This is a genomic window from Shouchella sp. JSM 1781072 (assembly GCF_041949915.1).
GTDB lineage: Bacteria > Bacillota > Bacilli > Bacillales > Bacillaceae_D > Shouchella.
Window position 1 is genome coordinate 1,107,384 of the sequence record NZ_JBHFQE010000001.1, and the last position, 22,747, is coordinate 1,130,130.

Here is a 22,747-nt window from a genome sequence, read left to right on the forward strand (position 1 = left end):
CTAAAACGAATGGAAGTTCACATGAAACAAGAACCTCTGCAGGAAGAGCCAACAAAAACAGCTACAAATGCAGAAAAAAGTGCAGGCAATTGGCATGAATTTGGATTGATTCCGCATCATTTTGAGGATCAAGTATGCTACATACGTGAAACAAAGCATGCTCTTGATTCAACATACGGTGAAAAAACGTTTCGCCAGTATCAAGATGACTTACTGAAGTGGGAGTCAACGTCGTTTTCTCATCCGTTATCAAGTAAAGGAATTCCGTTAAAGAAATTAATTTTTTTTGATACAGAAACAACAGGATTAAGTGCAGGTGCCGGAACACAAATGTTTTTACTTGGCTTTGCCTGTTTCGAAGAAGAGGAAGTTGTTGTACGCCAATATTTTTTACCGTCTCCTGATTCCGAATCTGCTTTATATCATTATTTCCTCCATGACGTTGGAAAACTTGATCATTTAGTTAGTTTTAACGGCAAGGCGTTTGACTGGCCTCGCTTAAAAACAAGGCATGCATATTTACGTGATACGGTGCCGAAGCTCCCACAATTTGGACATTATGACCTGTTGCATGCTGCGAGGCGACTATGGAAACATTCATTACCATCTTGCCGGCTAGGTGTATTGGAAGGAGAGATTCTTGGAATAAAAAGATCAGAAGATACGCCTTCTCATTTAATTCCTTTGTTATATTTTGATTTTGTACGTGAGCAGAAGCTAGAGTTCATATCAAGTATTTTCGAACATCATGAAAAAGATGTGCTGTCATTAATCGCGCTCTATGCACGTTTAACTGAGAAAATAACCGGTTGGGAAGAAGAGACGTCATTAGACGAACGGTTGCAATTAGCGAAATGGGCTCAGGCGAATGGTGCATACCCGCTTGCACATGACATGTTTACAAGCATCATTAATTCTGGCACGTCTGATGAAAACGATTTGCTCGAGGCACGGTATTTGAGGGGACATGGCTTAAAAAAAAGCCAATATTATCAAAAGGCAACGGTTGACTTCAAAGAATGCTTGTTAAGCGAGCGGTTCAGATGGCAAAGTGCAATTGAACTAGCTCTAATGTATGAACACTATGTAAAAGATATCAACCAAGCAGCTCATTATGCCCAGCTTGCTCTATCGTTTGCAAAAAATGAGCGAGAACGAAACGATGCAATAAAACGAGTGGAGCGACTGAATAAGAAATAATGAATTATTTCCTGGGGAAGCGCATAACTCGACTAAAATCGTGTGATTCAGTAAGAAAAATCGACGCTATTCGTGCGCGCTACTTTAAATACGTGAAGAAATTAACGCAAAAAATGGGTCAATCAACTAGTACACCTAGGTGGGTATGAACATAAGGTAATAGTGACTTAAAATTAAAGGAGGACTTTAACTTATGTTTCATAAAAGACCACAACATCATTGTTGCCCACCACAACCTATGTGTGACCCGTGTGGTGGCAACCATAAGCCAAGCATGACGATGCCAACTTGTTCGCAAGAATTACCTGCTGTTGTTCATCCAACTCAGCACAATGTTGTCGAAAGTACGCAAGAATATATTGTTCCAGAAATCCACCCTTCACACACAACGCATGTGAAAAACCATGTTTATAAGCACATTCATCAATATCCACATACGGATAGCGTGCAAGAGCACGTGATGAACGAGCAGTATTGTGAAAAACCAATGAACAATAATATGCCTTCAAATGTATCACCATCAAATATGAAACCAAACAACATGGCACCAATGAACAATATGAAGCCGAACAATACGGCTCCAATGAGCAACATGAAACCAAACAACACAGCACCTATGAGCAATATGAAACCGTCAAATGTATCACCGTATAATGGCTTTAAGAAATAAGTAATAGCGAGCGGGCTAAACAGCTCGCTCTTTTATTAAGGAGGATACAACATGAATGCCGTCCTCGTAACAGGATATAAAATGCATGAGCTTGGCGTCTTTAATGAATCACATGAAGGGGTTCAATGGATTAAACTCGTGCTGAAAAAACGAATCATTGCGCTCATTGAGGAAGGTGTAACGTGGTTTATTACAAGTGGACAGCTTGGAGTAGAACAGTGGGCAATGGATGTAGTGAGTGATTTACAAGAATCTGACTACCCAACCATTCAGCTTGGCTTATTAACCCCATTTGAAGAGCAAGAGTCGAAGTGGAATGAGCGCCTGCAGGAACGCTACCATGAACGGCTAGTGAAAGCAGATTTTGTTGACTCTATATCAAAACGTCCTTATGAAAACCCGGTACAGTTAAAAGTGAAAAATGAATATTTAGTTCAAAAGACAGATGCCGTATTGGTTTTATATGATGAAGAAAAGGAAGGATCGCCAAAGTATTACATAAACGTGGCAAGATCTTTGGACAAGCCAATCTTTATGATTTCTCCAGAAGAAATTGAAGAAGCAAGAAGAGAAGCACTTGATGATTTTTAAACAGATTTCTTAAAAATATCAAAACCGCACTGTTTAAATTGACTTTGCGTAAGTAATTTGGAAAAATAGACTGTAAGGTGGAATCGAACAAGAGGTGATAGAATGAGTACAGTGGAGATTAAGTTAAATGCCAAAGAAATTCTAGATAAAGATTTTAAAACTGGCATGAGAGGGTATAACCAAGATGAGGTTGATAAGTTTTTAGATGTTGTCATTCAAGACTATGAGGCGTATCAACGTAGAGTTGACCAGTTGATCAAAGAAAATGAAGAATTAAGACAAGAAATGAAACGTCAAAATGATCGACCGTCAAGAAGTCAGAGTGCACCACAACCACAATCAGCAGGTAGTACGAACTACGATATTTTACAACGACTTTCAAATTTAGAGAAAAAAGTATTTGGAAGCAAAATGTACGAATGAACCGTCTAGCAATTGACGGAGCTAGTGCAGGAAACCCTGGACCATCGGGTGTAGGCATACTAATTGTTTACGAAGATGGCCAAACAGATGAACATCGCTATCATATTGGGATAAAAAACAATCACGAGGCTGAATTCGAAGCATTAGTGATCGCTTTATCGTTAGCAAAAAACAAGCAATTGTCGCATCTGTTCATTCAAACAGACTCAAAACTTGTAAGTGAAGCTGTCGAAAAAGGCTACGTGAAACGGAAGCAGTTTGAACCTTATTTGGCTAAGGCTCAGCGCTTGCTCGATTCATTTGAGTTATTTTTTATTAAATGGGTACCTAGTAAGCAAAATAAAAAAGCGGATGAACTTGCGCGATTAGCTATTCGAGAACCAAAACGAACGTTTAAAGAGTTATTGTAAAATCTTAGCTTTTGCGCTATAATGAACAAGTCGTTTATGAATAGTCATGTCATGAGACAATCGCTGCACATTGTGTAGAGGAAAGTCCATGCTCGCACTGGCTGCGAAGCTAGTAGTGATCGTGCCTAGCCAATAAATAAGCTAGGGCAGTTGTCATAACTGACGGCAAGAGGCTTCCCTAAATCGTTTAACGACACGGGATACACTCTTTGAAAGTGCCACAGTGACGAAGTCTGCTTGGAAACGAGTAGAGTGGAACGAGGTAAACCCCACGAGCGAGAAACCCAAACAATGGTAGGGGCATTTTGTAGTCCGAAATTGAACGGAACTATAAGGACGGTAATTCGTAGATAGATGATTGTTACTGGAGTACGAGGTTCATCACCGTTTGCAGTACAAAAGGACAGAACATGGCTTATGATTGACATGATGATGAATTTATAAACGTGTAAAAACCCTTTTGAGGGTTTTTTTATTTTGTTTCTGGTACACTAACATAAAAGACAGAAATGAGGGAAGCAGATGACACAAGAAAAAGTGATGTACGGTCTAGGAGCCGTTTTATTTCTTTTAAACGTAATTGGTTTTGGCATACAAGGCTACTTGTTCGGATTAGGAGGAATCTTTTTAATAACGGTGTTCGCATTTTATGGCGTTGCTGTATTTCTTTATCATCGCTCTGAATCAGCAAAAAGAGTGGGCACTTTACTTGTCTTGGCGTTTGGATTTGTAGCGATTGTTGGTGCATTTTATGCAGAATCGCAAGGCGGCGTCATTTGGTATTAAGGGAGGAAAAGAATGAGTAAGGTCACGTTAATAGCAACAACGACAATGGGATTAGAGGCAATATGTGCCCGAGAAGTAAAGGCACTTGGTTATGAAGATGTAGCGGTTGAAAACGGCAGAGTCGTCTTTACATCAACGGTAGAAGCAATTCCACGCGCAAATTTATGGTTAAGAACTGCAGATCGTATAAAAATCTTAGTTGGCTCATTTAAAGCGGTCACGTTTGATGAGCTATTTGAAAAAACAAAAGCGTTGCCGTGGGCTGATTTATTACCACCGCATGCAGAATTTCCGGTAATTGGCCGTTCGGTTAAATCGACATTATTCAGCGTTTCTGATTGCCAAGCTATTGTAAAAAAAGCGGTCGTAGAAAGTTTGAAAAAACAATACAAACGTGGATGGTTTGATGAAGATGGCCCACTATACCGCATTGAAGTCGCGTTATTGAAAGATCAGGCGCAGCTTACGATTGATTCAAGTGGCGTCGGACTACACCAACGTGGATACCGAGCGTTACATAACCAAGCACCGTTAAAAGAAACGTTGGCGGCTGCGATGGTTCAACTCACCACATGGAATGTCGATCGACCATTTGCAGATCCGTTTTGTGGATCAGGAACACTCGCAATTGAAGCAGCACTTATTGGACAAAACATTGCGCCTGGATTTAATCGCGATTTTGTATCGGAAGACTGGCACTGGGTCGGACAAGATTATTGGAATAAAGCACGGCAAGAAGTAGAAGATTTAGCAAAGTATGATCAGAAACTAGATATTGTTGGTTCAGATATTGATCACCGCTCGATTGAATTAGCAAAAAACAATGCTGCTGAAGCAGGATTTGCCGATCTTATTTCGTTTAAACAAATGCAAATCAGTGATTTTAGTCACCGAGGACGTTACGGTGTGCTTGTTGCAAATCCACCATACGGAGAGCGAATAGGGGAACAAGAAGAAGTTGAAGCGATGTACAAAGATATGGGGCGCATCATGCAATCATTTGAAACGTGGTCCGTATATGTATTGACATCGCATGAAGACTTTGAAACACTTTACGGAAAAAAAGCGAGTAAAAAGCGGAAATTGTATAATGGCAACATAAAAACCGATTATTATCAATTTTTCGGACCAAGACCACCACGTATTTAAGCGTCGCAGGCAGCCCAATTAAAAAAAGGCTGCCTTTTTATCAAAAACAATATAATTTCATATACCGTATTAGTATTCATAAAAATTCCTTAAAAAGATAAACTAACAAAAAGACATTTAAGGAGTGAGTTCATTGAAAGATGGTTCTTGGATTTATATTCAAAGAGGGATGAAAAAAATTTTAGGATGGATTGAAAAAAATCCTTCATGTATTTGCCAAGAATTAATGTATCAGACGTATTTTTTTTATACAATAGACAAGAGTCGTTCTAAGGAACCGATTTTAATCTATTATAAAGACATCATGCCCGTGGACAGTCATCTATTAGATATCGATTATCAAGCCTTACAATTAGTGGCATTAGATCGCAATGATTTCTCATGGTTTCGTGACTTAGGGTATAAACGGATGCTTTAACGTAAAGGAGTTACAACATGTATTCACTAGCTATTGATATTGGAACAACAAGCACAAAAGTCGTTTTATTCTCACAAGACTACCTTCAGATTGCTGAGCATGAAACGAGCTATCCGTTAATCCAAGAAAAACCTTCTTATGCAGAACAAGATCCAGTCGCCATTCGAGAAGCCGCTTTACATAGTATGAGACAACTGCTTACCAAAACAAAAATTGCTCCAGCTGATATAACAAACGTATCCTTTTCTTCAGCGATGCATTCTTTAATGGCTATAGACAAATCAGGTACACCATTAACAAACTTACTAACTTGGGCAGATACCCGCTCACAAACGATTATAAATGCGTTAAAAGATACGGAACAAGGAAAAGAATTTTATGCAAATACTGGTACACCAATCCATCCAATGTCTTGGATTGGGAAACTAAAATGGATGAAAGAACATTGGCTAGAACTTTTTTCAAAAACGTATAAATTTATTTCTATAAAAGAATTTATTTGTTTTCATTTATTTGGTGAATTCGTCGTAGATCAATCTTTAGCGAGTAGTACAGGGATTTATAATTTGCACACAAAGCAGTGGGATGTTCGTATTCTATCATTCTTGCAGCTCGACCAAGAAAAACTATCATCAATCGTGCCTACCGACTATTGCTTTTCTCAAAGAACGGAAATTCTTCAAGCGTTTTCATTTGCAGATTCATGTACATTTACAATAGGTGCCAGTGATGGGGTGCTCGCAAATGTCGGTGCTGGTGGGCTAATTGAAAACGTTGCAACACTGACGATTGGAACAAGTGGTGCTGTGCGCATGACAACGTCCCAACCGTTAACCGACGCAGATATGAGAACGTTTTGCTACGTGCTAGATGACTCAACGTGGATCGCTGGTGGGGCAACAAATAACGGTGGTATTGCATTGGAATGGTTTATTGAGCATTTTGCAAAAGGGGCCACTGTGAATGAAATCATTGAAGAGGCATTTACCGTACGACCAGGGGCAGATGGTCTACTATTTTTACCGTTTTTAAATGGAGAACGAGCGCCTTACTGGAATGGAGAGGCAAGTGGAGCTTTTATTGGGATGAGACGAACGCATACCCGTGCTCACTTTAGTCGTGCTGTGTTAGAAGGGATCCTTTACAGTTTACAATCCGTTTTAACATCTTTGGAAGAATCGGTTGCACCTATTGATCGTATTCAAGCGTCTGGCGGGTTTGCCCGATCAAAAAAATGGGTCCAGCTACTTGCGGATATTTCAGGAAAGCCGGTTCGCCTTCAAGAAACACATCATGCTTCTGCATTAGGAGCAGTAAGACTAGCCCGTGGTGCGTTAGAAAAACAGAGTCAAGCATTTAGTGAGCAGTTTGAACCGAACGAAACGGATCACCATATCTATGAGAAGCAATTCAATTTGTATGAGATGCTCTATAGACAACTGGAACCAGCTTTTCCAAAATTAAATCCTAATGAGAGTAGTTAACCATATAAATATTATGTAAACTCATGTATAAAAAACAACTCTTTTGTTTATAGTAAAACAAAAGGGAGGTTGACTGCATGAATCAATATTCAAACCAAGAAGATGGCTATCGCAATTTAGAACAAATTGAACTGGCGATTAAAGCCGCTCAACATATGATCGGACAAGCCACACGAAGCATGGATGGACAACAGTTAGAAGCAGCAACGCAAGCACTCGAACAAGCGGAGGAACAATTTAAACAAGCACTGGCTTATCAAGGAAATATTGACGAAGCTTTTTTCGCCCATTCTTCAGCGCTTCTCGATCAAGCTAGTCATCAGCTCGATGAAGCGCAAGACAACGAGTATAGTTAAATGAAAAACATGAGCCAACGCTGGCTCATGTTTCTTTTATGAATAAAGGATGATCTAAGTTATCAAATTTTGATTGGGTAAACATGACCATGTCACGATCGTCATCATAATCAATTTTCATGCCGTCAATGTACCATAAATCATCTTTAGCAACAAAGAACTGAATTCCTTTTTTCTCAATCATCTCATAATGATGTCCTTCAATTTCTCTCGTAATACCAACAGAGAAACCTCCTGAACCTACTCCGCCAACTCGCACAAATAACCGTAGTTGATCGCCTGCTGTTAAACTCATTTCATTTTGATAAAACGCTACTGCCGCATCAGTAATTTCAACATTCATCTTATCACTCCTACGAGATTAGTGTATCACAACTTCAATCTCGCGTCTTTTGTCTTGTCCTACGAGCAATTTAGACGTATGCTAGAACAGAAGGGTGGCGATAATATGACTCAAACCGAGGAGAAATTTCTTGAATATTTAAAACGGAAAAATCATTTCGGACAAATGCTTGGCCTAGTAATTTGGGATGCACGAACTGGGGCACCGGCTGGTGGTGTTGCACAACGTGCTGAATTAATGGAAACATTATCGAGTGAATTGTACGGGATGACAACATCGGCTGATTTAAAAGAGCTAATCGATGAATTAAAAACGGAACAAAATCAAACGGAAGTATTAAGTCGAGCCGTTGAAGAAGCAGAAAAAGCATATAACCAGAACACAAAAATCCCAGTCGATGATTATTTAGCATTTGTGAAGTTGCAAACGAATGCGGAAGTCAAGTGGGAAGAAGCAAAACAAAAAAATGATTTTGAACTCTTTAAACCTTATTTGCAGGAGATTGTCGCATTTAAAAAACGTTTTGTTCAATATTTAGGCTATGAACAACATCCATACAATACTTTACTGGATCAATATGAGCCTGGTGTTTTCACGGACACCCTTGATGGTGTATTTGCAACATTAAAAGAACATCTCATCCCTTTAATTCAGAAAGTCATAGATGCATCTGACCAACCTGATACATCGTTTCTTTTTAAATCATTTCCAAAAGAAAAACAAGAAGAACTAAGCCAATCTTTTTTAAAGACGATGGGCTACAATTTTAACAAGGGTCGCTTAGATGAAAGTGTGCACCCTTTTGCGATCGGTATAAACCCAAGTGATGTGCGCGTAACAACGAAATATAATGAAAAAGATTTTCGCGTAGCGCTGCTAGGAACCATTCATGAAGGAGGACATGCGCTTTATGAGCAAAATATCTCTGAAGAGTTGATCCCATATGGTTTAGCAAGTGGAACATCAATGGGTATCCATGAATCACAATCCCTTTTCTGGGAAAAATTCATTGGACAATCGTATCCATTTTGGGAAGCGATGTATGCGGACTTAACGACATTTGCGCCAGCTCAATTTGGAGATGTCTCGTTACAAGACTTTTATTTCGGTTTAAACGAAGCAAAACCGTCAATGATTCGTATAGAAGCAGATGAATTAACATACTGTTTACATATTATTCTTCGTTATGAACTTGAAAAAGGGTTATTTGAGGGATCAATAGAAGTTGAAGATTTACCAAAGCTATGGAACGAAAAAATGGAAGAATACTTAGGAATTGTGCCAACTAACGATGGTGAAGGGGTTTTACAAGATGTACACTGGTCATCTGGAGATTTTGGCTACTTTCCGTCTTATGCTCTTGGATTTATTTATGCAGCACAAATAAACGAAGTGTTAAAACAAGAATTCCCGAATTTAGAGGAATTAATTCGAACAAAACAGCTAGAGCCAATCCGTGTTTGGCTAACGAAACAGATTCATCAATATGGAGCAATAAAAAAGCCAAAAGACCTTATTGAAAGCATCACAGGTGGCGGAATTGATCCAACACCTCTCATTCAGTATCTAACAGACAAGTATACAAAGCTTTATCGCTTATAAAAAAAGACTTGGAACATTTCCAAGTCTTTTTCCTTATGAAGCACGCTGATCAATGACACTTAGCACGTCCATAAAACCGAATAACAGCATTTCAAGTGCAAAGAAAGTTAAAATTAGCCCTGTAAATTTCGTTACAAAGAAAAGGGCACGATTGTTTAATTGACCGTATATCCAACAAATAAGGAGGTGAAGAGCATAAGATACACAGTATACAGCGAAAAATGCTAAGTATGTAACGTAAGCCGTTATCGATTTAGGTTGATTTGCCGTTAATTGTTTAACAGAATGAAGCATTTCTTCAATGCTCGAAAATCCATCTTCAAACGATGTGTGAAACCAGTCTTTCCAATTCGATGAAATCGGACTGTTCTTCCGCATTAAGGTAATCGCGATTGATAAAATAACAAGACCGCCAAGCATTTGCATAAATCCAATAGGGACATAAGCCCAAGAGAATATAACTTGGGCGACAAGAAGAATAAAGATGCTTATGGCTACAGTGAACAAGACTGTGCCGGAAACATATTCTTCACCATCAACCGTTTGCTTCGGTTTACTCATATGATTAAAAAAGATCGGATAAGTGACAGAAAAAATCGATGCAAAAGAATGGATAAAAAAGGAAAACATTAGACTCACTCCTTTTTGCGCATATTCTACGTTCGTTATCTTTGGAAGTTGCTTGTAGTTTGTCCGACAAAAATGAGACTATACATGATTTATTAAAATTAATAGGAATAAGTTATGTATGATTGTGTAATAAAAACATGCACCTATTAAGTTTACATACTATTTATTATGTAAACTTAATTCGTTATGAATATACGAAAGGGATTGGGACTAAACGTAAGTTTCATTTTGTAACACGAACAATGATAATTCGTTTTAACACAAGCAGTAGAAGATCACACAAAAAACGATTTATCCAGGGACAAATCGTCTTTACCACGAATGAATCGCTTTAATTTTCGCTTCATAGTCTACATGCGCATATACTTGGGTTGTCGCAACAGATTCGTGGCCTAATAACTGTTGTAACGTCAATACATTTACACCATTCCGAATTAGCGCCGTTGCAAAACTATGACGAAGTTTGTGTGCCGTAATCGTTCGATTTTCAAGAGAAGGGATTGTCATCTTTGCACGATCAATTAGTCGTTGAATCATTTTTTGCAGTGCGCTTACACCAATGGAGGATGTATACGTCATCGTCCGAAAGTCAAAACCGACCAAAAGGGGAGCGTGTTGGTTAGGTCGAGCATGAATAGGCAGACTCTCGATGTATTGTTGAATAACTTGCAAAACTTCTTCGGACAATGGAATTGTCCGCTGTTTATTGCCTTTGCCAAGTACACGCATTTCCTGGTGAGAAAAATCGATGTTGGCATGTTGAAGAGACGCTAGTTCAGACACCCGTAATCCGGTACGCACAAGAAGCATGATTGCTGTATAATCCCGCATCCGCAGCAACTCGTGATACTTTTTTTGCCTTGTGCTTAAGCCTTCCTCACTTAATGCAAGGTTCACAATTGCTTTCATTTCTTCAATTGATAAATATACCGGTTCTCGTTTTTTTACTTTTGGTCGTGTCACGGCTAAAACAGGGTTATCTGAAAGTCCATATTGTTTTATTAAATAATGAAAGAGGGATTGAAGAGCAGATAGTTTTCGGTTAATCGTTTTCGCTTCATTTTCTAACTCCATTGCTAGAAACGAAACATAGTGTTCAATCCCTTGTTGGTTTAATTGGGCAAAATCATCTAGCTTGACCGACGTTGATGAAAATGTTTCTTCACCACTTTGTCGCTGGACAAAATTAAAAAAATCGACGTAATCGTAAATATAGCGTTGAATGGTTGAATGACTATAACCTAACGACAAAATATATTGAACATAGCCTTGAATAAAATCAGGCATTTCATCTAAACGTCGGAACGTGTGCTTGTCATGGTTAATCTGCTGCTGATCCTTTCGAGAATCGTGATGATTAATTTTAGCGAATATCGACATCTTGGTCACCTCAACTCTAGTTTAACGTAAAATAAACGTTCTGTGAAATGATTATTTCATGGAACGTTTATTTTGCAGTTAATACTGAAAGGCTGAGTAATTGCCTTTCCCGTTGCAAAAATCCATTACTCACGTTCTGCTGAGAAATAAAGTAAACTTTTGTTTTTGTAAACCCTTTCAATTTTCTGTGATTTTCTTCATAATGAAAGGGAGGAGAACGATTTGCATGAGGCAGGAGGTCAGGTCAATATGGAAAATGAAGTGATTGTTGTTACTGGCGGTAGCAGCGGAATGGGAAAAGCCATGGTTAAACAATTTGCCCAAGCAGGTGCACGTGTTATTGTTTGCGCGCGGAATGAAGAACGACTTGCACAAACAAAGCAAGAACTCGAAACATTTCCTGAGCAAATTCAAACGTTTGCTTTAGATGTACGAAACCGTGAGGATATCGAAAAAATGGTTCAAGACGTCTATGATCACGTCGGGCCAATTACAGGTGTTGTGAATAATGCCGCTGGAAATTTTCTTTGCCCGTCCGAAGATTTAAGTGAAAACGGTTGGCATGCTGTCATTGACATTGTTTTAAACGGAACATGGCATATGACGCAAACAATCGGAAAACGTTGGATTAGCGATAAGCAAGCAGGATCAATGGTAAATATTGTGGCCACCTACGCTGAAACAGGAGGACCAGGAGTTGTTCATTCAGCCAGTGCCAAAGCAGGTGTGCTGGCGATGACGAAAACCCTCGCGGTAGAGTGGGGCGCTTCATACGGCATTCGCGTCAATGCGATTGCGCCAGGACCAATCGAAAATACTGGTGGTGTTGACAAGCTGATTCAAAGTGAAAAGGCACACAAAATGGCATTAAAAAGCGTTCCGTTGCAGCGTTTTGGCAAAGGAGAAGAAGTTGCTCGTTTAGCACAATACTTACTATCACCTGAAGGATCATATATAAATGGAACGTGCGTCACAATCGACGGTGGACAATCAATCGGACAATCTGGGTTCCTTACTGGAGCGGCAGCATTTCAACGATAACACGCGAATATTTTCGCGTGTTTTTTTCATGAATGTAAGGTTAACTAGGCATGATAACGGGTATGAATAAAGAGCGTTTTTGTTAAAAGGGGTGTAGGAAGTATTGATTACATTTAATCACGTATCAAAAGAGTACGAAGACGGAACAAAGGCTGTAGCTGAAGCAGATTTCACGATTGAAAAAGGGGAGTTTTTTGTCTTGATCGGACCAAGTGGGTGCGGCAAAACAACCACTTTAAAAATGATCAATCGGTTAATTTCGCCAACTACAGGAGAGATTTTAATTGATAATAAGAATACAGGAAATGGTGATATTCATCAATTGCGTTGGAATATAGGATATGTGCTGCAGCAAATCGCCTTATTTCCCCATATGACGGTCGCAGAAAACATTTCCATTGTTCCTGAATTAAAGGGGTGGAAACGAGACGACACGATTGCTCGGATTGATGAACTGCTAACCTTAGTCGGCCTGGAACCAGAAACGTATCGAGACCGTTTGCCTGAAGATCTGTCTGGTGGGCAACAGCAGCGTGTCGGTGTGGCAAGAGCATTGGCTGCCGATCCTGATATTTTGTTAATGGACGAGCCATTTAGTGCACTTGATCCCATCTCAAGAGCATCTCTACAGAAAGATATTAAAGCATTGCAACGAGAAATTAAAAAGACCATTGTCTTTGTAACACATGATATGGATGAAGCAAAATTGTTAGGTGACCGTATTGCAATGATGGAAAGCGGACGAGTCTTACAAATCGGTACCGTTCAGCAACTTCTTGCAAATCCTGCTTCTGAATCAGTCGCGCAATTTTTGGCGAAAGCGAACTCGGAGCACAACCCAACCATCAAAACGGTGCTTTCTTCTAATGAAGAAAGCGAGTTTGTCAATGAAATTCTAGACGAAGGAAGACAAGAATTACAGTTTATTGTTTCTGAATCTGGTGAATTAGAGGGTGTCTTTTACTTTGGACAACCGATTATCAACTATCAAACGGTCGCCGCTAACGCAACGATCGAAGAAGCATTTCAACAATTAGAAGAGCGAAATTTGCCAGCACTTCCTGTCATCGAGAATGGAAAGTGTATTGGAAGCGTCTCGTACCAAAACCTAGCTAAATTAGCGATTCAACCATCACTTCATCACGCATAACCCTAATGTAATTGAAAGGACAAGTGAATCGTTAGGGTTCGTGCAGACGATCGATTCCACTTAATTCACGTATGACATCTTTTTGGGAATCTTATTTTACACTTTTTGAAGAACGTTCAGACTTATTGCTTCAATCGTTTTGGGAGCATCTACAACTTTCACTTATCTCGTTATTAATTGCCGTTGCCATTGCAATTCCAATTGCGATTTTACTCACACGGTATACGCGTTATTCTGAATTTGTAATCGGAATTGCGGCGGTTTTACAAACCATACCTTCACTAGCATTACTCGGATTTTTAGTTCTATTTGTAGGGATCGGCATTACACCTGCAATTGTTGCACTCACAGCGTACGCGCTCTTGCCAATATTGCGAAATACGTATACAGGGATAAAAGAAGTTGACCCTGCGTTAATTGAAGCAGCAAAAGGAATGGGTATGAACGGGCGTAAGCGATTGTTGAAAGTTGAGCTACCTCTTGCTATGCCAACCGTCATGGCAGGTATTCGTACGTCCATGGTTTTAATAGTAGGAACGGCCACGCTAGCTGCCTTAGTAGGTGGAGGTGGACTTGGTCAAATTATTATGCTCGGAATCCAGCGTACAAGCAATGAGTATATTTTATTTGGCGCCTTACCAGCTGCTTTACTCGCGCTTTTCTTTGACTTTATTTTGCGCTTTACAGAACGTCGCACAAAGAAAAAAGGAGCTGGGTCTTATAAGCCTATAATGGCTGTTGTCGTATTAGCTCTATTAATCGTTCTCGTTCCACCAACGGTTAATGCCGTACGTGGTGTAGGACAAGCCGATATCGTCATCGGTGGCAAAATGGGGCCTGAGCCCCCAATCTTAGCAAATATGTACAAGCATTTAATTGAACAAGAAACGGATTTAGAAGTCGAAGTCATTGCACCACTTGGGACAACAAGTGTAAACTTTAATGCATTAGAAGTTGATGATATCGCGATATACCCTGAATTTACTGGAACCGTACTCGCGGATCTATTAAACATTGAAGACTTTAGTTATGATGAGCGTGAATCGTATGAGCAAGCTCGCGACGGTATTTTTGATGAAACAGGTGATATCTTGCTTGAGCCAATGGGCTTCCAAAATACGTATGCACTTGCCATGCCACGAGACTTGGCAGAAGAACTAGAAGTGGAGACGATCTCTGACCTTGCTCCTTATGCCAACGAATTAGATGTCGGTTTTACGTTTGAATTTGCTGATCGTGAAGACGGGTATGGTGGCTTTGAAGAGGTGTATGGGTTTGAATTCGACAACGTCACAACCATTGATGTTTCTACCCGCTATCAAGCAATTTCAAATGGCAGCATTCAATTGAGCGATGTCTTTTCAACCGACCCACAAATTGTGGAGTATGATATGGTTGTGTTAGAAGATGACGCTACACTTTTCCCACCTTATCAAGCCGCGCCGCTTGTTAGTGGCTTTGCGATGAATCAGTATCCTGAACTAGAAGACATTTTAAATCAACTAGCGGGCATTGGTACGGAAGACGAAATTTCTGAACTTAATTACCGTGTTGACATCAACGACGAAGATCCAGCTGATGTTGCACGTGAATTTTTACAAGAAAAAGGTCTACTAAACGAATAAAAGGAGTGTACAGACATGAAAAACCCATCTGATCAACGAATAAAAGAAATCTTAGACACGAAAAAGCGTATTGCAGTAGTTGGATTATCAGATAATCCCGATCGTACAAGCTATATGGTCACACAAGCCATGCAAGATGCAGGGTATAAAATTGTACCGATCAATCCTAATGTCGAGCATGTTTTAGGTGAAAAGTCATATCGCTCGATTTCAGACCTAGATGTAGAAGTTGATATGGTAAACATCTTCCGCAGGAGCGAATTTTTACCTGAGCTTGCAAAGGAAACCGTGGAGGCTGGCATTCCTATATTCTGGACACAGTTAGGTGTTGTTGATGAGGGGGCATATGACTACCTGCAAGAGCATAACGTGGAAACCGTTATGGATCGCTGTATTAAAGTGGAGCACGCAAAATTTAAATAAACAATACCCGTACTGCAAATGGTTGTGGTACGGGCTTTTTATGGAAAAATTTGCAGTGGTCAAACAGTCGTGATAAGGTTTTAATAGAAAAAAACTGTTGCATCAAGGAAAACATTGACTAAAATAAAGATGGAGTATATTCTTTTTACAGAACACTTGTACTCATATGTGGGCTGCTAATAAGGAAGGGGAACGGAATGGCAAAACAACATGAATATAATGATGATTCCATCCAGGTACTTGAGGGGCTCGAGGCAGTCCGTAAAAGACCAGGAATGTATATTGGTTCTACCGATGCACGTGGGTTGCATCACCTCGTATATGAAATTGTCGATAACGCCGTAGATGAAGCGTTAGGAGGGCATGGGGCTTCCATCTATGTCACGATCCATAAAGATGGGAGCGTGTCCATCCAAGATGAAGGAAGAGGAATGCCAGTCGGCATGCACCGATCTGGCAAGCCGACGCCAGAAGTTATTTTTACCGTTTTGCACGCTGGTGGTAAATTTGGTCAAGGGGGCTATGCAACAAGTGGCGGCTTACACGGCGTAGGTGCTTCTGTTGTTAATGCCCTTTCGAGTTGGTTAGAAGTAGATATTAAACGGGATGGCCACCGTTATGTACAGCGATTTGAAAAGGGCGGGAAACCCGTTACAACGTTAGAAAAAAAAGGTAAAACAAGAGGATCTGGGACGATCGTTCGCTTTAAACCGGATGAGTCCATTTTTTCAAGCGTAAATTTTAATACGGAAATGCTTTCTGAACGATTAAAAGAAGCGGCATTTCTATTACGCGGTGTTGCGATTACGTTAAAAGACGAACGAACAGGAAAAGAAATGGAAGAACTCTTTCAATTTGAAACCGGTTTGGAAGCGTTTGTTGATTATTTAAATGAAGGAAAAGAACCGTTACATCCTGTTGTGTCATTTTCAGGGCAAACAAACGGGATTGAAATGGACTTTTCCTTTCAATTTCATGATGCGTACACTGAAAACGTCTTATCCTTTGTCAATAATGTTCGGACACGTGATGGTGGAACTCATGAACTTGGTGCAAAGACGGCCGTAACAAGAATGATGAACGAACATGCGAAAAAAGTCGGCTTACTTAAAGAGAAAGATAAAAAACTGGATGGTTCAGACATTCGTGAAGGCTTTACCGCTGTCATTTCGGTTCGTGTGCCGGAAGCGAAACTTCAGTTTGAAGGTCAAACGAAAAGCAAGCTCGGGACTGCAGAAGCCCGACCAGCAGTCGATGCCATTATTTCAGAGCAGCTCTCTTACTACTTAGAAGAGAATCCAACGGTTGCGACTTCTTTAATCAAAAAGTCCATTAAAGCAGCTCAAGCACGGGAAGCCGCCCGTAAAGCTCGTGAAGATGCTCGGAATGGAAAGAAAAACAAGCGAAAAGATGTATTGTTGAGCGGGAAGTTAACGCCTGCACAATCTCGAAACCCTGAGCGAAATGAGCTTTATTTAGTCGAGGGAGATTCAGCTGGTGGTTCAGCAAAGCAAGGACGGGATCGGAAATTCCAAGCTGTACTACCATTACGAGGCAAAGTCATTAACACAGAAAAAGCAAAACTTGATGATATTATGAAAAACGAAGAAATCCGTACAATCATCCACACGATTGGCGCTGGTGTTGGCGCTGATTTTGACTTATCAGATTGCAATTACGACAAAATTGTGATTATGACGGATGCAGATACAGATGGAGCGCATATCCAAGTATTGCTGCTAACGTTCTTCTATCGCTATATGAAACCTCTCCTTGACAGTGGCAAAATTTACATTGCGTTGCCACCTCTCTATAAAGTGAGCAAGGGTTCAGGGGCGAAAGAGAAAGTCGAATATGCGTGGGAAGAAACTGAACTTCAAAAAGCGTTAAAGACGATTGGAAAAGGTTCAACGGTTCAACGCTATAAAGGTTTAGGCGAAATGAATGCCACACAGCTTTGGGAAACAACGATGGATCCTGAGACACGCACACTCATCCGCGTTCGATTAGAAGATGCTGCTCGTGCAGAAAGACATGTAGCAACCTTAATGGGTGACAAAGTAGAACCCCGACGGAAATGGATAGAAAGCCACGTCGCATTTGGTTTAGAAGAAGAGACGAACATCTTAGAAAATGAAAACCTTCATGTAGGGGAGGAAGCATAAATGGCAAAAGCAGAAAAGTACCTTGATCTCCCCTTAGAAGATGTCATCGGAGATCGCTTTAGTCGATATAGTAAGTACATTATTCAAGAACGAGCGCTACCTGATGCAAGGGACGGGTTGAAACCAGTGCAGCGTCGTATTTTGTATGCGATGTATACAGATGGAAATACCGCTGACAAACCTTATCGAAAAGCGGCAAAAACCGTCGGAAATGTTATTGGGAACTATCATCCTCATGGTGATAGTTCTGTCTATGATGCAATGGTTCGTATGAGTCAAGATTGGAAAGTACGCCAACTTCTCATCGATATGCACGGGAATAACGGTTCGATCGATGGCGACCCACCCGCGGCGATGCGTTATACAGAAGCTCGTTTATCAAAAATTAGCGCCGAACTGATGCGGGATCTGGACAAGGGAACGGTAGACTATATTCCAAACTTCGACGACTCCATTGAAGAACCAGTCGTGTTGCCTGCCATGTACCCAAATCTTTTAGTGAATGGTTCAACTGGGATCTCCGCAGGGTACGCAACGGATATCCCTCCTCATCATTTACCAGAAATCATTGATGGCGCTGTTCGTTTAATGGAAAAACCAGATACAACGATTAATGACCTTTTGACAATTATTAAAGGGCCTGATTTTCCAACCGGCGGAATCGTCCAAGGCTTGGATGGCATTCGCAAAGCGTACGAAACGGGAAAAGGGAAAGTCGTTGTTCGTGCGAAAACCGCTTTTGAAGAAGTACGAGGCGGCCGCACACAAATCGTGATCACTGAACTCCCATATGAAGTCGTAAAAGCCAACCTTGTTAAGAAAATGGACGAAATCCGCTTTGATAAAAAAGTAGATGGCATCGCCGAAGTAAGAGATGATACCGATCGGACAGGCATGAAGATTGTCGTGGAATTAAAAAAAGAAGCGGAACCAAATGCCATCTTAAACTACTTGTTTAAGCATACCGACTTGCAAGTGATGTATCATTTTAATATGGTGGCGATTTATAAAAAAACGCCACAACTTATGGGTCTTAAACCACTGTTGCAAGCATACATCGACCACCAAAAAGACGTGTTCACAAGAAAATCGCAATTTGAGCTAAAAAAAGCACAAGAGCGTGCCCACATTGTCGAAGGCCTCATCAAAGCTGTTTCCATTCTAGATGAAGTCATCACGGTCATTCGCGCATCAAAAGATAAAAAAGATGCAAAACAAAACCTTCAAGACCAGTTTGCCTTTACCGAACCGCAATCAGAAGCGATCGTTAATTTGCAACTTTATCGTTTAACAAATACTGATATTACAACGCTTGAGCACGAAGCAGATGAACTAAAAAAGCGTATCGCTGAACTGGAAGCGATTCTTGCAAGTGAGAAAAAATTAATTAGCGTTATAAAAAAAGAGCTCCTACAAGTGAAGAAGCAGTTTCATTCTGAGCGTCGAACTGTTATTAAAGAAGAAATCGAAGAACTAAAGATTGATATGGATCAGCTCGTTGCCACAGAAGATGTACGCGTCACGATTACGCACTCAGGATATGTGAAACGGACAAGCCTTCGTTCTTATACAGCATCAAGCAAAGATGCACCTGGTATGAAAACAGGTGATACGGTGCTACAATCCCAAGTCGCATCTACGACAGATGTCCTTCTTCTCTTCACAAAAAAAGGCAACTATCTCTATTTGCCAATTCATCAGCTCCCGGATATACGCTGGAAAGATGATGGTCAGCATATTGCCAATTTAATTCCGATTGATCCCGATGACGAACTGGTTGAATCGATGATCGTTTCATCGTTTGATACAGAAGAGTCATTACTGTTTATAACGCGTAATGGGATGATTAAACGATCAGAATTAAAATTATATCAAGCCCAACGTCATTCAAAACCACTTATGGCGCTGAAACTTAAAGAAGATGACGCGTTAGCTTCTGTGGAAAAAACAAATGGCAAGAAAGAACTTTTCGCAGCAACACATTTAGGCTATGGCTTATGGTTTTCGGAAACCGATGTATCTCTCGTTGGACAACGAGCAGCTGGTGTGAAGGGAATGAACGTAAAACCTGATGATTTCATCGTTGGTTTTGAAACGTTTGAACTGGAAGACACGGTTGAATTCCTTTGTGTTACACAAAGAGGATCGGTTAAGCGCATGCCGATTACCGAATTTGAAAAATCAAGTCGAAACAAACGCGGTTCGGTTTTACTGCGAGAATTAAAATCAAACCCACACCGCTTAGTCGGCTTTAAAAAGATTACACCAGAAACAAAACAATTTATGATTCAAACCGATCAAGATGAGCGTGTGCTGGTTGACCCTAGCACGTACCGCCGCGCCGATCGCTATTCGAACGGTTCCTACGCATATGATGAGAATGAACGAGGAAAAGCACAACAGTTAAAAGTCGTCATTGATACAACAGAGTAAGAATAGATATACAGAAAGCACGATTGTAGCAACAAGCTGCAGTCGTGCTTTTTTGAGCCGTCTTTCTGTACGTCAAGTGAAAAGTGTGCGTATAATGACTGTAATTGGAAATGAAAGGAGTGTACATGATGGAAATGAATGCGTACCCTTTGGTCGTTGAACATTTAAGTAAGTCACTCGGTGGAAAGCCTGTGATTCAAGACTTATCCTTTTCACTGGAACGGGGTAAAATCTATGGATTCTTAGGACCAAATGGATCTGGAAAAACGACGACCATTCGGATGATGGTTTCTCTCATTAAGCCAGATGACGGGGAGGTTTATATTGAAGGGAATAGCTTATCTTTAAATCGCGAGCAAGCGTTAGAACATGTCGGCGCCATTGTTGAAAATCCGGATTTATATACCTATTTAACAGGCATGCAAAACTTGCAGCATTTTGCTGATATGAGCCCACGGCCTATCACGAAAGAACGAATGGAAGAAGTCGTAAAACTTGTAGATTTAGAACATGCAATACATAGAAAAGTAAAGTCTTATTCACTAGGAATGAAACAACGCCTAGGCATTGCCATTTCAATTTTGCATCGCCCGAGCGTTTTGCTTTTAGACGAACCAACGAATGGGTTAGACCCTCAAGGCATAAGAGATTTACGGGACTACCTAAGACAACTTGCTACGAAAGATGAAGTAACATTACTTGTTTCGAGTCACCAGCTAAGTGAAATTGAGATGTTGTGTGACCGTGCCGTCATTATTAAAAATGGCCAGCTCGTCGATGAAGTAAGTGTGAAGGCAATGAAAGAAGAATCGGAAACCGTCACAGTCTCAATTGAAGTACAGCCGCTTCTAGAAGCCGAACAGCTTTTAAAAGAAAAGTGGGACGTGACACAGATCGAGCAACATTTAGAGATTAAGAATGTATCGTTTCAAGAGATTCCAAACGTTATTCATAAACTCAGTCAAGCATCGTTATCGGTCTACAGCTTATCGTATAAGAAACGCTTAGAAGATGCGTACTTCTCCTTAACAGAAGAAAAGGGAGGGACGTCATTATGATGCTTTCATTAATGAAAAATGAGTTTAAAAAAGCGTGGTATGGACGAAAAATATGGATCTTTCTTATCGTCCTCTTTGGAAGTCTATTGCTAGGAACCGGCCTTACGCTACTGGCAGATTCGTTTGCTGGAACTGTTTTGTTAGGTCAACTTTTTCTCGTTCTTGGTTTTACGACACTTGCGCAAATGATTAACATTTACGTTGTAATACAAATGACAGGTGCTGTTGCAGGGGAGTTTCGCTCTGGAACGATTAAACAGTTATTAATCCGTCCTGTTTCGCGTCACACCCTATTATTTGCAAAATGGTTCACAACTCTTTTAATTGGTGTAGGACTCTATCTCGCTATGAGTCTCGTCATCTACCCCGTGCATATGATTCTCTTTAACGGTGATTCTAGCTTGTCGTGGGGAGAAGGGTTTCTAACAACCCTTCGATTTATGTTGTATTCTTTACCTGGGATGACTTTTTATTTTACACTTGCCCTTTTAATTGCGACACTGACTCGAAACACAGCTATTACGATTGTCGTTGCGCTTATCCCTTATTTTTTTGGTGGTATTTTTACGACTCTGAACGAGTTTTTCGAATGGCCGAAGTGGGTTGTCTTAACCCATGTTGATTTAATTAATATCTTTGAACTGCAAATGTTCTCAGCGCCGTTTGATGGTTTATGGCAATCGGTTCTCTTTATACTAGGACATAGCATCCTTTTCCTCATTCTTGGGCACATTCTTTTCAAAAAGCGTGATGTCATTTAATGTCCGTCGTCTTCCCATGTCTATTTGTTTGAACAAAGAATGATCAGGGAACAGTAGACTATATACGATAGGAGGATGGCTTATGTCATTAACGAATGATCAATTAAAATTTTTGAAAAAAGAATTGGAATCAATGAAAGCATCAATAGAAAATCGAACGTCGACACCTGAAGGAGAAATGTCTGAAACCCGTGGTGATATTGCCAGAGGTGTGGATAATCATTTAGCTGAAACAGCTTCAGAATATGAAGACCGTGTACGGACGCAGACGATTAACGAAGCGGATGAACAACGTCTTTCAGAAATAAATGAAGCCTTAGAGCGCATGGAAGAAGGAACGTACGGGATCTGTGTGGATACTGGAAAAGAAATCCCGTATGAGCGGTTAGAGGCACTTCCTTATGCAAAACGAACAACGGAAGCCCAGGAAGAAGCGGAAGAGCCCTTCGCTGATAGTAGTGAAGAAGATCGCGCAGTAGGATTGCATCATGCACAACTTGATCGTGATACAGAAACAACCAGAGAATTAGAACGCGAACAAGATGCAGATGAGCATTCCGGAGAAGCTGATGCCGATCACCATTATGATGACAAAACAGATGAACAAAGCAATCAATAACAAAAAAACAAGCCACTCCGGTTAGTGAGT

23 protein-coding genes and 1 other RNA gene are annotated in these 22,747 nt (G+C 40.4%); 21 read left to right on the forward strand and 3 right to left on the reverse strand.

Annotated elements, in window-relative coordinates:
• Positions 1-21: 21 nt before the first annotated feature.
• From ACE1TH_RS05880 to ACE1TH_RS05930, 11 genes are all read left to right on the forward strand, one after another.
• Positions 22-1,200: a ribonuclease H-like domain-containing protein gene (locus ACE1TH_RS05880; protein ID WP_375078506.1), complete on the forward strand. Its 1,179-nt coding sequence runs from the start codon at positions 22-24 to the stop codon at positions 1,198-1,200.
• Positions 1,201-1,393: 193 nt separating this feature from the next.
• On the forward strand, positions 1,394-1,870 hold the full coding sequence (locus ACE1TH_RS05885) for a spore coat protein (protein ID WP_375078507.1): 477 nt from the start codon (positions 1,394-1,396) through the stop codon (positions 1,868-1,870).
• A gap of 51 nt (positions 1,871-1,921) precedes the next feature.
• On the forward strand, positions 1,922-2,461 hold the full coding sequence (locus tag ACE1TH_RS05890; protein ID WP_099300789.1) for an SLOG family protein: 540 nt from the start codon (positions 1,922-1,924) through the stop codon (positions 2,459-2,461).
• Positions 2,462-2,563: 102 nt separating this feature from the next.
• Complete coding sequence (gene gpsB / locus ACE1TH_RS05895) at positions 2,564-2,884, forward strand: cell division regulator GpsB (RefSeq protein ID WP_099300788.1); 321 nt, start codon at positions 2,564-2,566, stop codon at positions 2,882-2,884.
• Positions 2,881-3,294: a ribonuclease HI family protein gene (locus ACE1TH_RS05900; protein ID WP_099300787.1), complete on the forward strand. Its 414-nt coding sequence runs from the start codon at positions 2,881-2,883 to the stop codon at positions 3,292-3,294. The genes gpsB and ACE1TH_RS05900 overlap by 4 nt, the downstream gene beginning before the upstream one ends.
• Positions 3,295-3,342: 48 nt before the next feature.
• An RNA gene (gene rnpB / locus ACE1TH_RS05905) (RNase P RNA component class B) lies at positions 3,343-3,717 on the forward strand.
• A gap of 99 nt (positions 3,718-3,816) precedes the next feature.
• Positions 3,817-4,080 (forward strand): hypothetical protein, encoded by a 264-nt coding sequence (locus ACE1TH_RS05910; RefSeq protein ID WP_099300786.1) that lies wholly within the window; start codon positions 3,817-3,819, stop codon positions 4,078-4,080.
• 12 nt (positions 4,081-4,092) lie between these two features.
• A complete protein-coding gene (locus ACE1TH_RS05915) occupies positions 4,093-5,229 on the forward strand; it encodes a THUMP domain-containing class I SAM-dependent RNA methyltransferase (RefSeq protein WP_099300785.1) in 1,137 nt (378 codons plus the stop codon).
• Between the two features lie 133 nt (positions 5,230-5,362).
• Positions 5,363-5,647, forward strand: coding sequence for a hypothetical protein (locus ACE1TH_RS05920; RefSeq protein WP_375078508.1), 285 nt, complete (start codon positions 5,363-5,365; stop codon positions 5,645-5,647).
• Positions 5,648-5,664: 17 nt separating this feature from the next.
• The gene (locus tag ACE1TH_RS05925) at positions 5,665-7,131 is read left to right on the forward strand and encodes a gluconokinase (RefSeq protein WP_375078509.1); all 1,467 of its coding nucleotides are present in this window, start codon (positions 5,665-5,667) and stop codon (positions 7,129-7,131) included.
• A 77-nt stretch (positions 7,132-7,208) separates the two neighbouring features.
• Positions 7,209-7,487: a DUF2564 family protein gene (locus ACE1TH_RS05930; RefSeq protein WP_255225292.1), complete on the forward strand. Its 279-nt coding sequence runs from the start codon at positions 7,209-7,211 to the stop codon at positions 7,485-7,487.
• Between the two features lie 25 nt (positions 7,488-7,512).
• On the opposite strand, the gene ACE1TH_RS05935 is transcribed toward ACE1TH_RS05930, so the two are convergent.
• Positions 7,513-7,830, reverse strand: a complete 318-nt coding sequence (locus tag ACE1TH_RS05935; RefSeq protein ID WP_099300781.1) for an iron-sulfur cluster biosynthesis family protein — start codon at positions 7,828-7,830, stop codon at positions 7,513-7,515.
• Between the two features lie 78 nt (positions 7,831-7,908).
• Between ACE1TH_RS05935 and ACE1TH_RS05940 the strand changes: the two genes are divergently transcribed.
• Entirely contained in the window at positions 7,909-9,432 is a 1,524-nt protein-coding gene (locus ACE1TH_RS05940) for a carboxypeptidase M32 (RefSeq protein WP_375078510.1), read from the forward strand.
• Positions 9,433-9,465: 33 nt separating this feature from the next.
• On the opposite strand, the gene ACE1TH_RS05945 is transcribed toward ACE1TH_RS05940, so the two are convergent.
• Entirely contained in the window at positions 9,466-9,993 is a 528-nt protein-coding gene (locus ACE1TH_RS05945; RefSeq protein ID WP_375078511.1) for a hypothetical protein, read from the reverse strand.
• A gap of 381 nt (positions 9,994-10,374) precedes the next feature.
• Positions 10,375-11,442 carry a tyrosine-type recombinase/integrase gene (locus ACE1TH_RS05950; protein ID WP_099300778.1) on the reverse strand — a complete coding sequence of 356 codons (1,068 nt, stop codon included), beginning with the start codon at positions 11,440-11,442 and terminating at the stop codon, positions 10,375-10,377.
• Positions 11,443-11,691: 249 nt separating this feature from the next.
• Here ACE1TH_RS05950 and fadH point away from each other — a divergent pair, with 249 nt between their 5' ends.
• The 9 genes from fadH to ACE1TH_RS05995 all read left to right on the forward strand — a co-directional run bounded on the left by fadH (position 11,692) and on the right by ACE1TH_RS05995 (position 22,717).
• Positions 11,692-12,483: a 2,4-dienoyl-CoA reductase gene (gene fadH, locus ACE1TH_RS05955; RefSeq protein ID WP_099300777.1), complete on the forward strand. Its 792-nt coding sequence runs from the start codon at positions 11,692-11,694 to the stop codon at positions 12,481-12,483.
• Between the two features lie 103 nt (positions 12,484-12,586).
• On the forward strand, positions 12,587-13,633 hold the full coding sequence (locus ACE1TH_RS05960; RefSeq protein WP_099300776.1) for an ABC transporter ATP-binding protein: 1,047 nt from the start codon (positions 12,587-12,589) through the stop codon (positions 13,631-13,633).
• Positions 13,634-13,704: 71 nt separating this feature from the next.
• Complete coding sequence (locus tag ACE1TH_RS05965; RefSeq protein WP_099300775.1) at positions 13,705-15,258, forward strand: ABC transporter permease/substrate-binding protein; 1,554 nt, start codon at positions 13,705-13,707, stop codon at positions 15,256-15,258.
• Positions 15,259-15,273: 15 nt separating this feature from the next.
• Complete coding sequence (locus tag ACE1TH_RS05970; protein ID WP_099300774.1) at positions 15,274-15,681, forward strand: CoA-binding protein; 408 nt, start codon at positions 15,274-15,276, stop codon at positions 15,679-15,681.
• Between the two features lie 197 nt (positions 15,682-15,878).
• Positions 15,879-17,846 carry a DNA topoisomerase IV subunit B gene (parE, locus tag ACE1TH_RS05975; RefSeq protein WP_099300773.1) on the forward strand — a complete coding sequence of 656 codons (1,968 nt, stop codon included), beginning with the start codon at positions 15,879-15,881 and terminating at the stop codon, positions 17,844-17,846.
• Positions 17,847-20,279: a DNA topoisomerase IV subunit A gene (gene parC, locus ACE1TH_RS05980; RefSeq protein WP_099300772.1), complete on the forward strand. Its 2,433-nt coding sequence runs from the start codon at positions 17,847-17,849 to the stop codon at positions 20,277-20,279.
• A gap of 134 nt (positions 20,280-20,413) precedes the next feature.
• Positions 20,414-21,337 carry an ABC transporter ATP-binding protein gene (locus ACE1TH_RS05985; protein WP_255225364.1) on the forward strand — a complete coding sequence of 308 codons (924 nt, stop codon included), beginning with the start codon at positions 20,414-20,416 and terminating at the stop codon, positions 21,335-21,337.
• The gene (locus tag ACE1TH_RS05990; RefSeq protein WP_099300771.1) at positions 21,334-22,098 is read left to right on the forward strand and encodes an ABC transporter permease; all 765 of its coding nucleotides are present in this window, start codon (positions 21,334-21,336) and stop codon (positions 22,096-22,098) included. The genes ACE1TH_RS05985 and ACE1TH_RS05990 overlap by 4 nt, the downstream gene beginning before the upstream one ends.
• 82 nt (positions 22,099-22,180) lie before the next feature.
• The gene (locus ACE1TH_RS05995) at positions 22,181-22,717 is read left to right on the forward strand and encodes a TraR/DksA family transcriptional regulator (protein ID WP_375078512.1); all 537 of its coding nucleotides are present in this window, start codon (positions 22,181-22,183) and stop codon (positions 22,715-22,717) included.
• Positions 22,718-22,747: the final 30 nt, after the last annotated feature.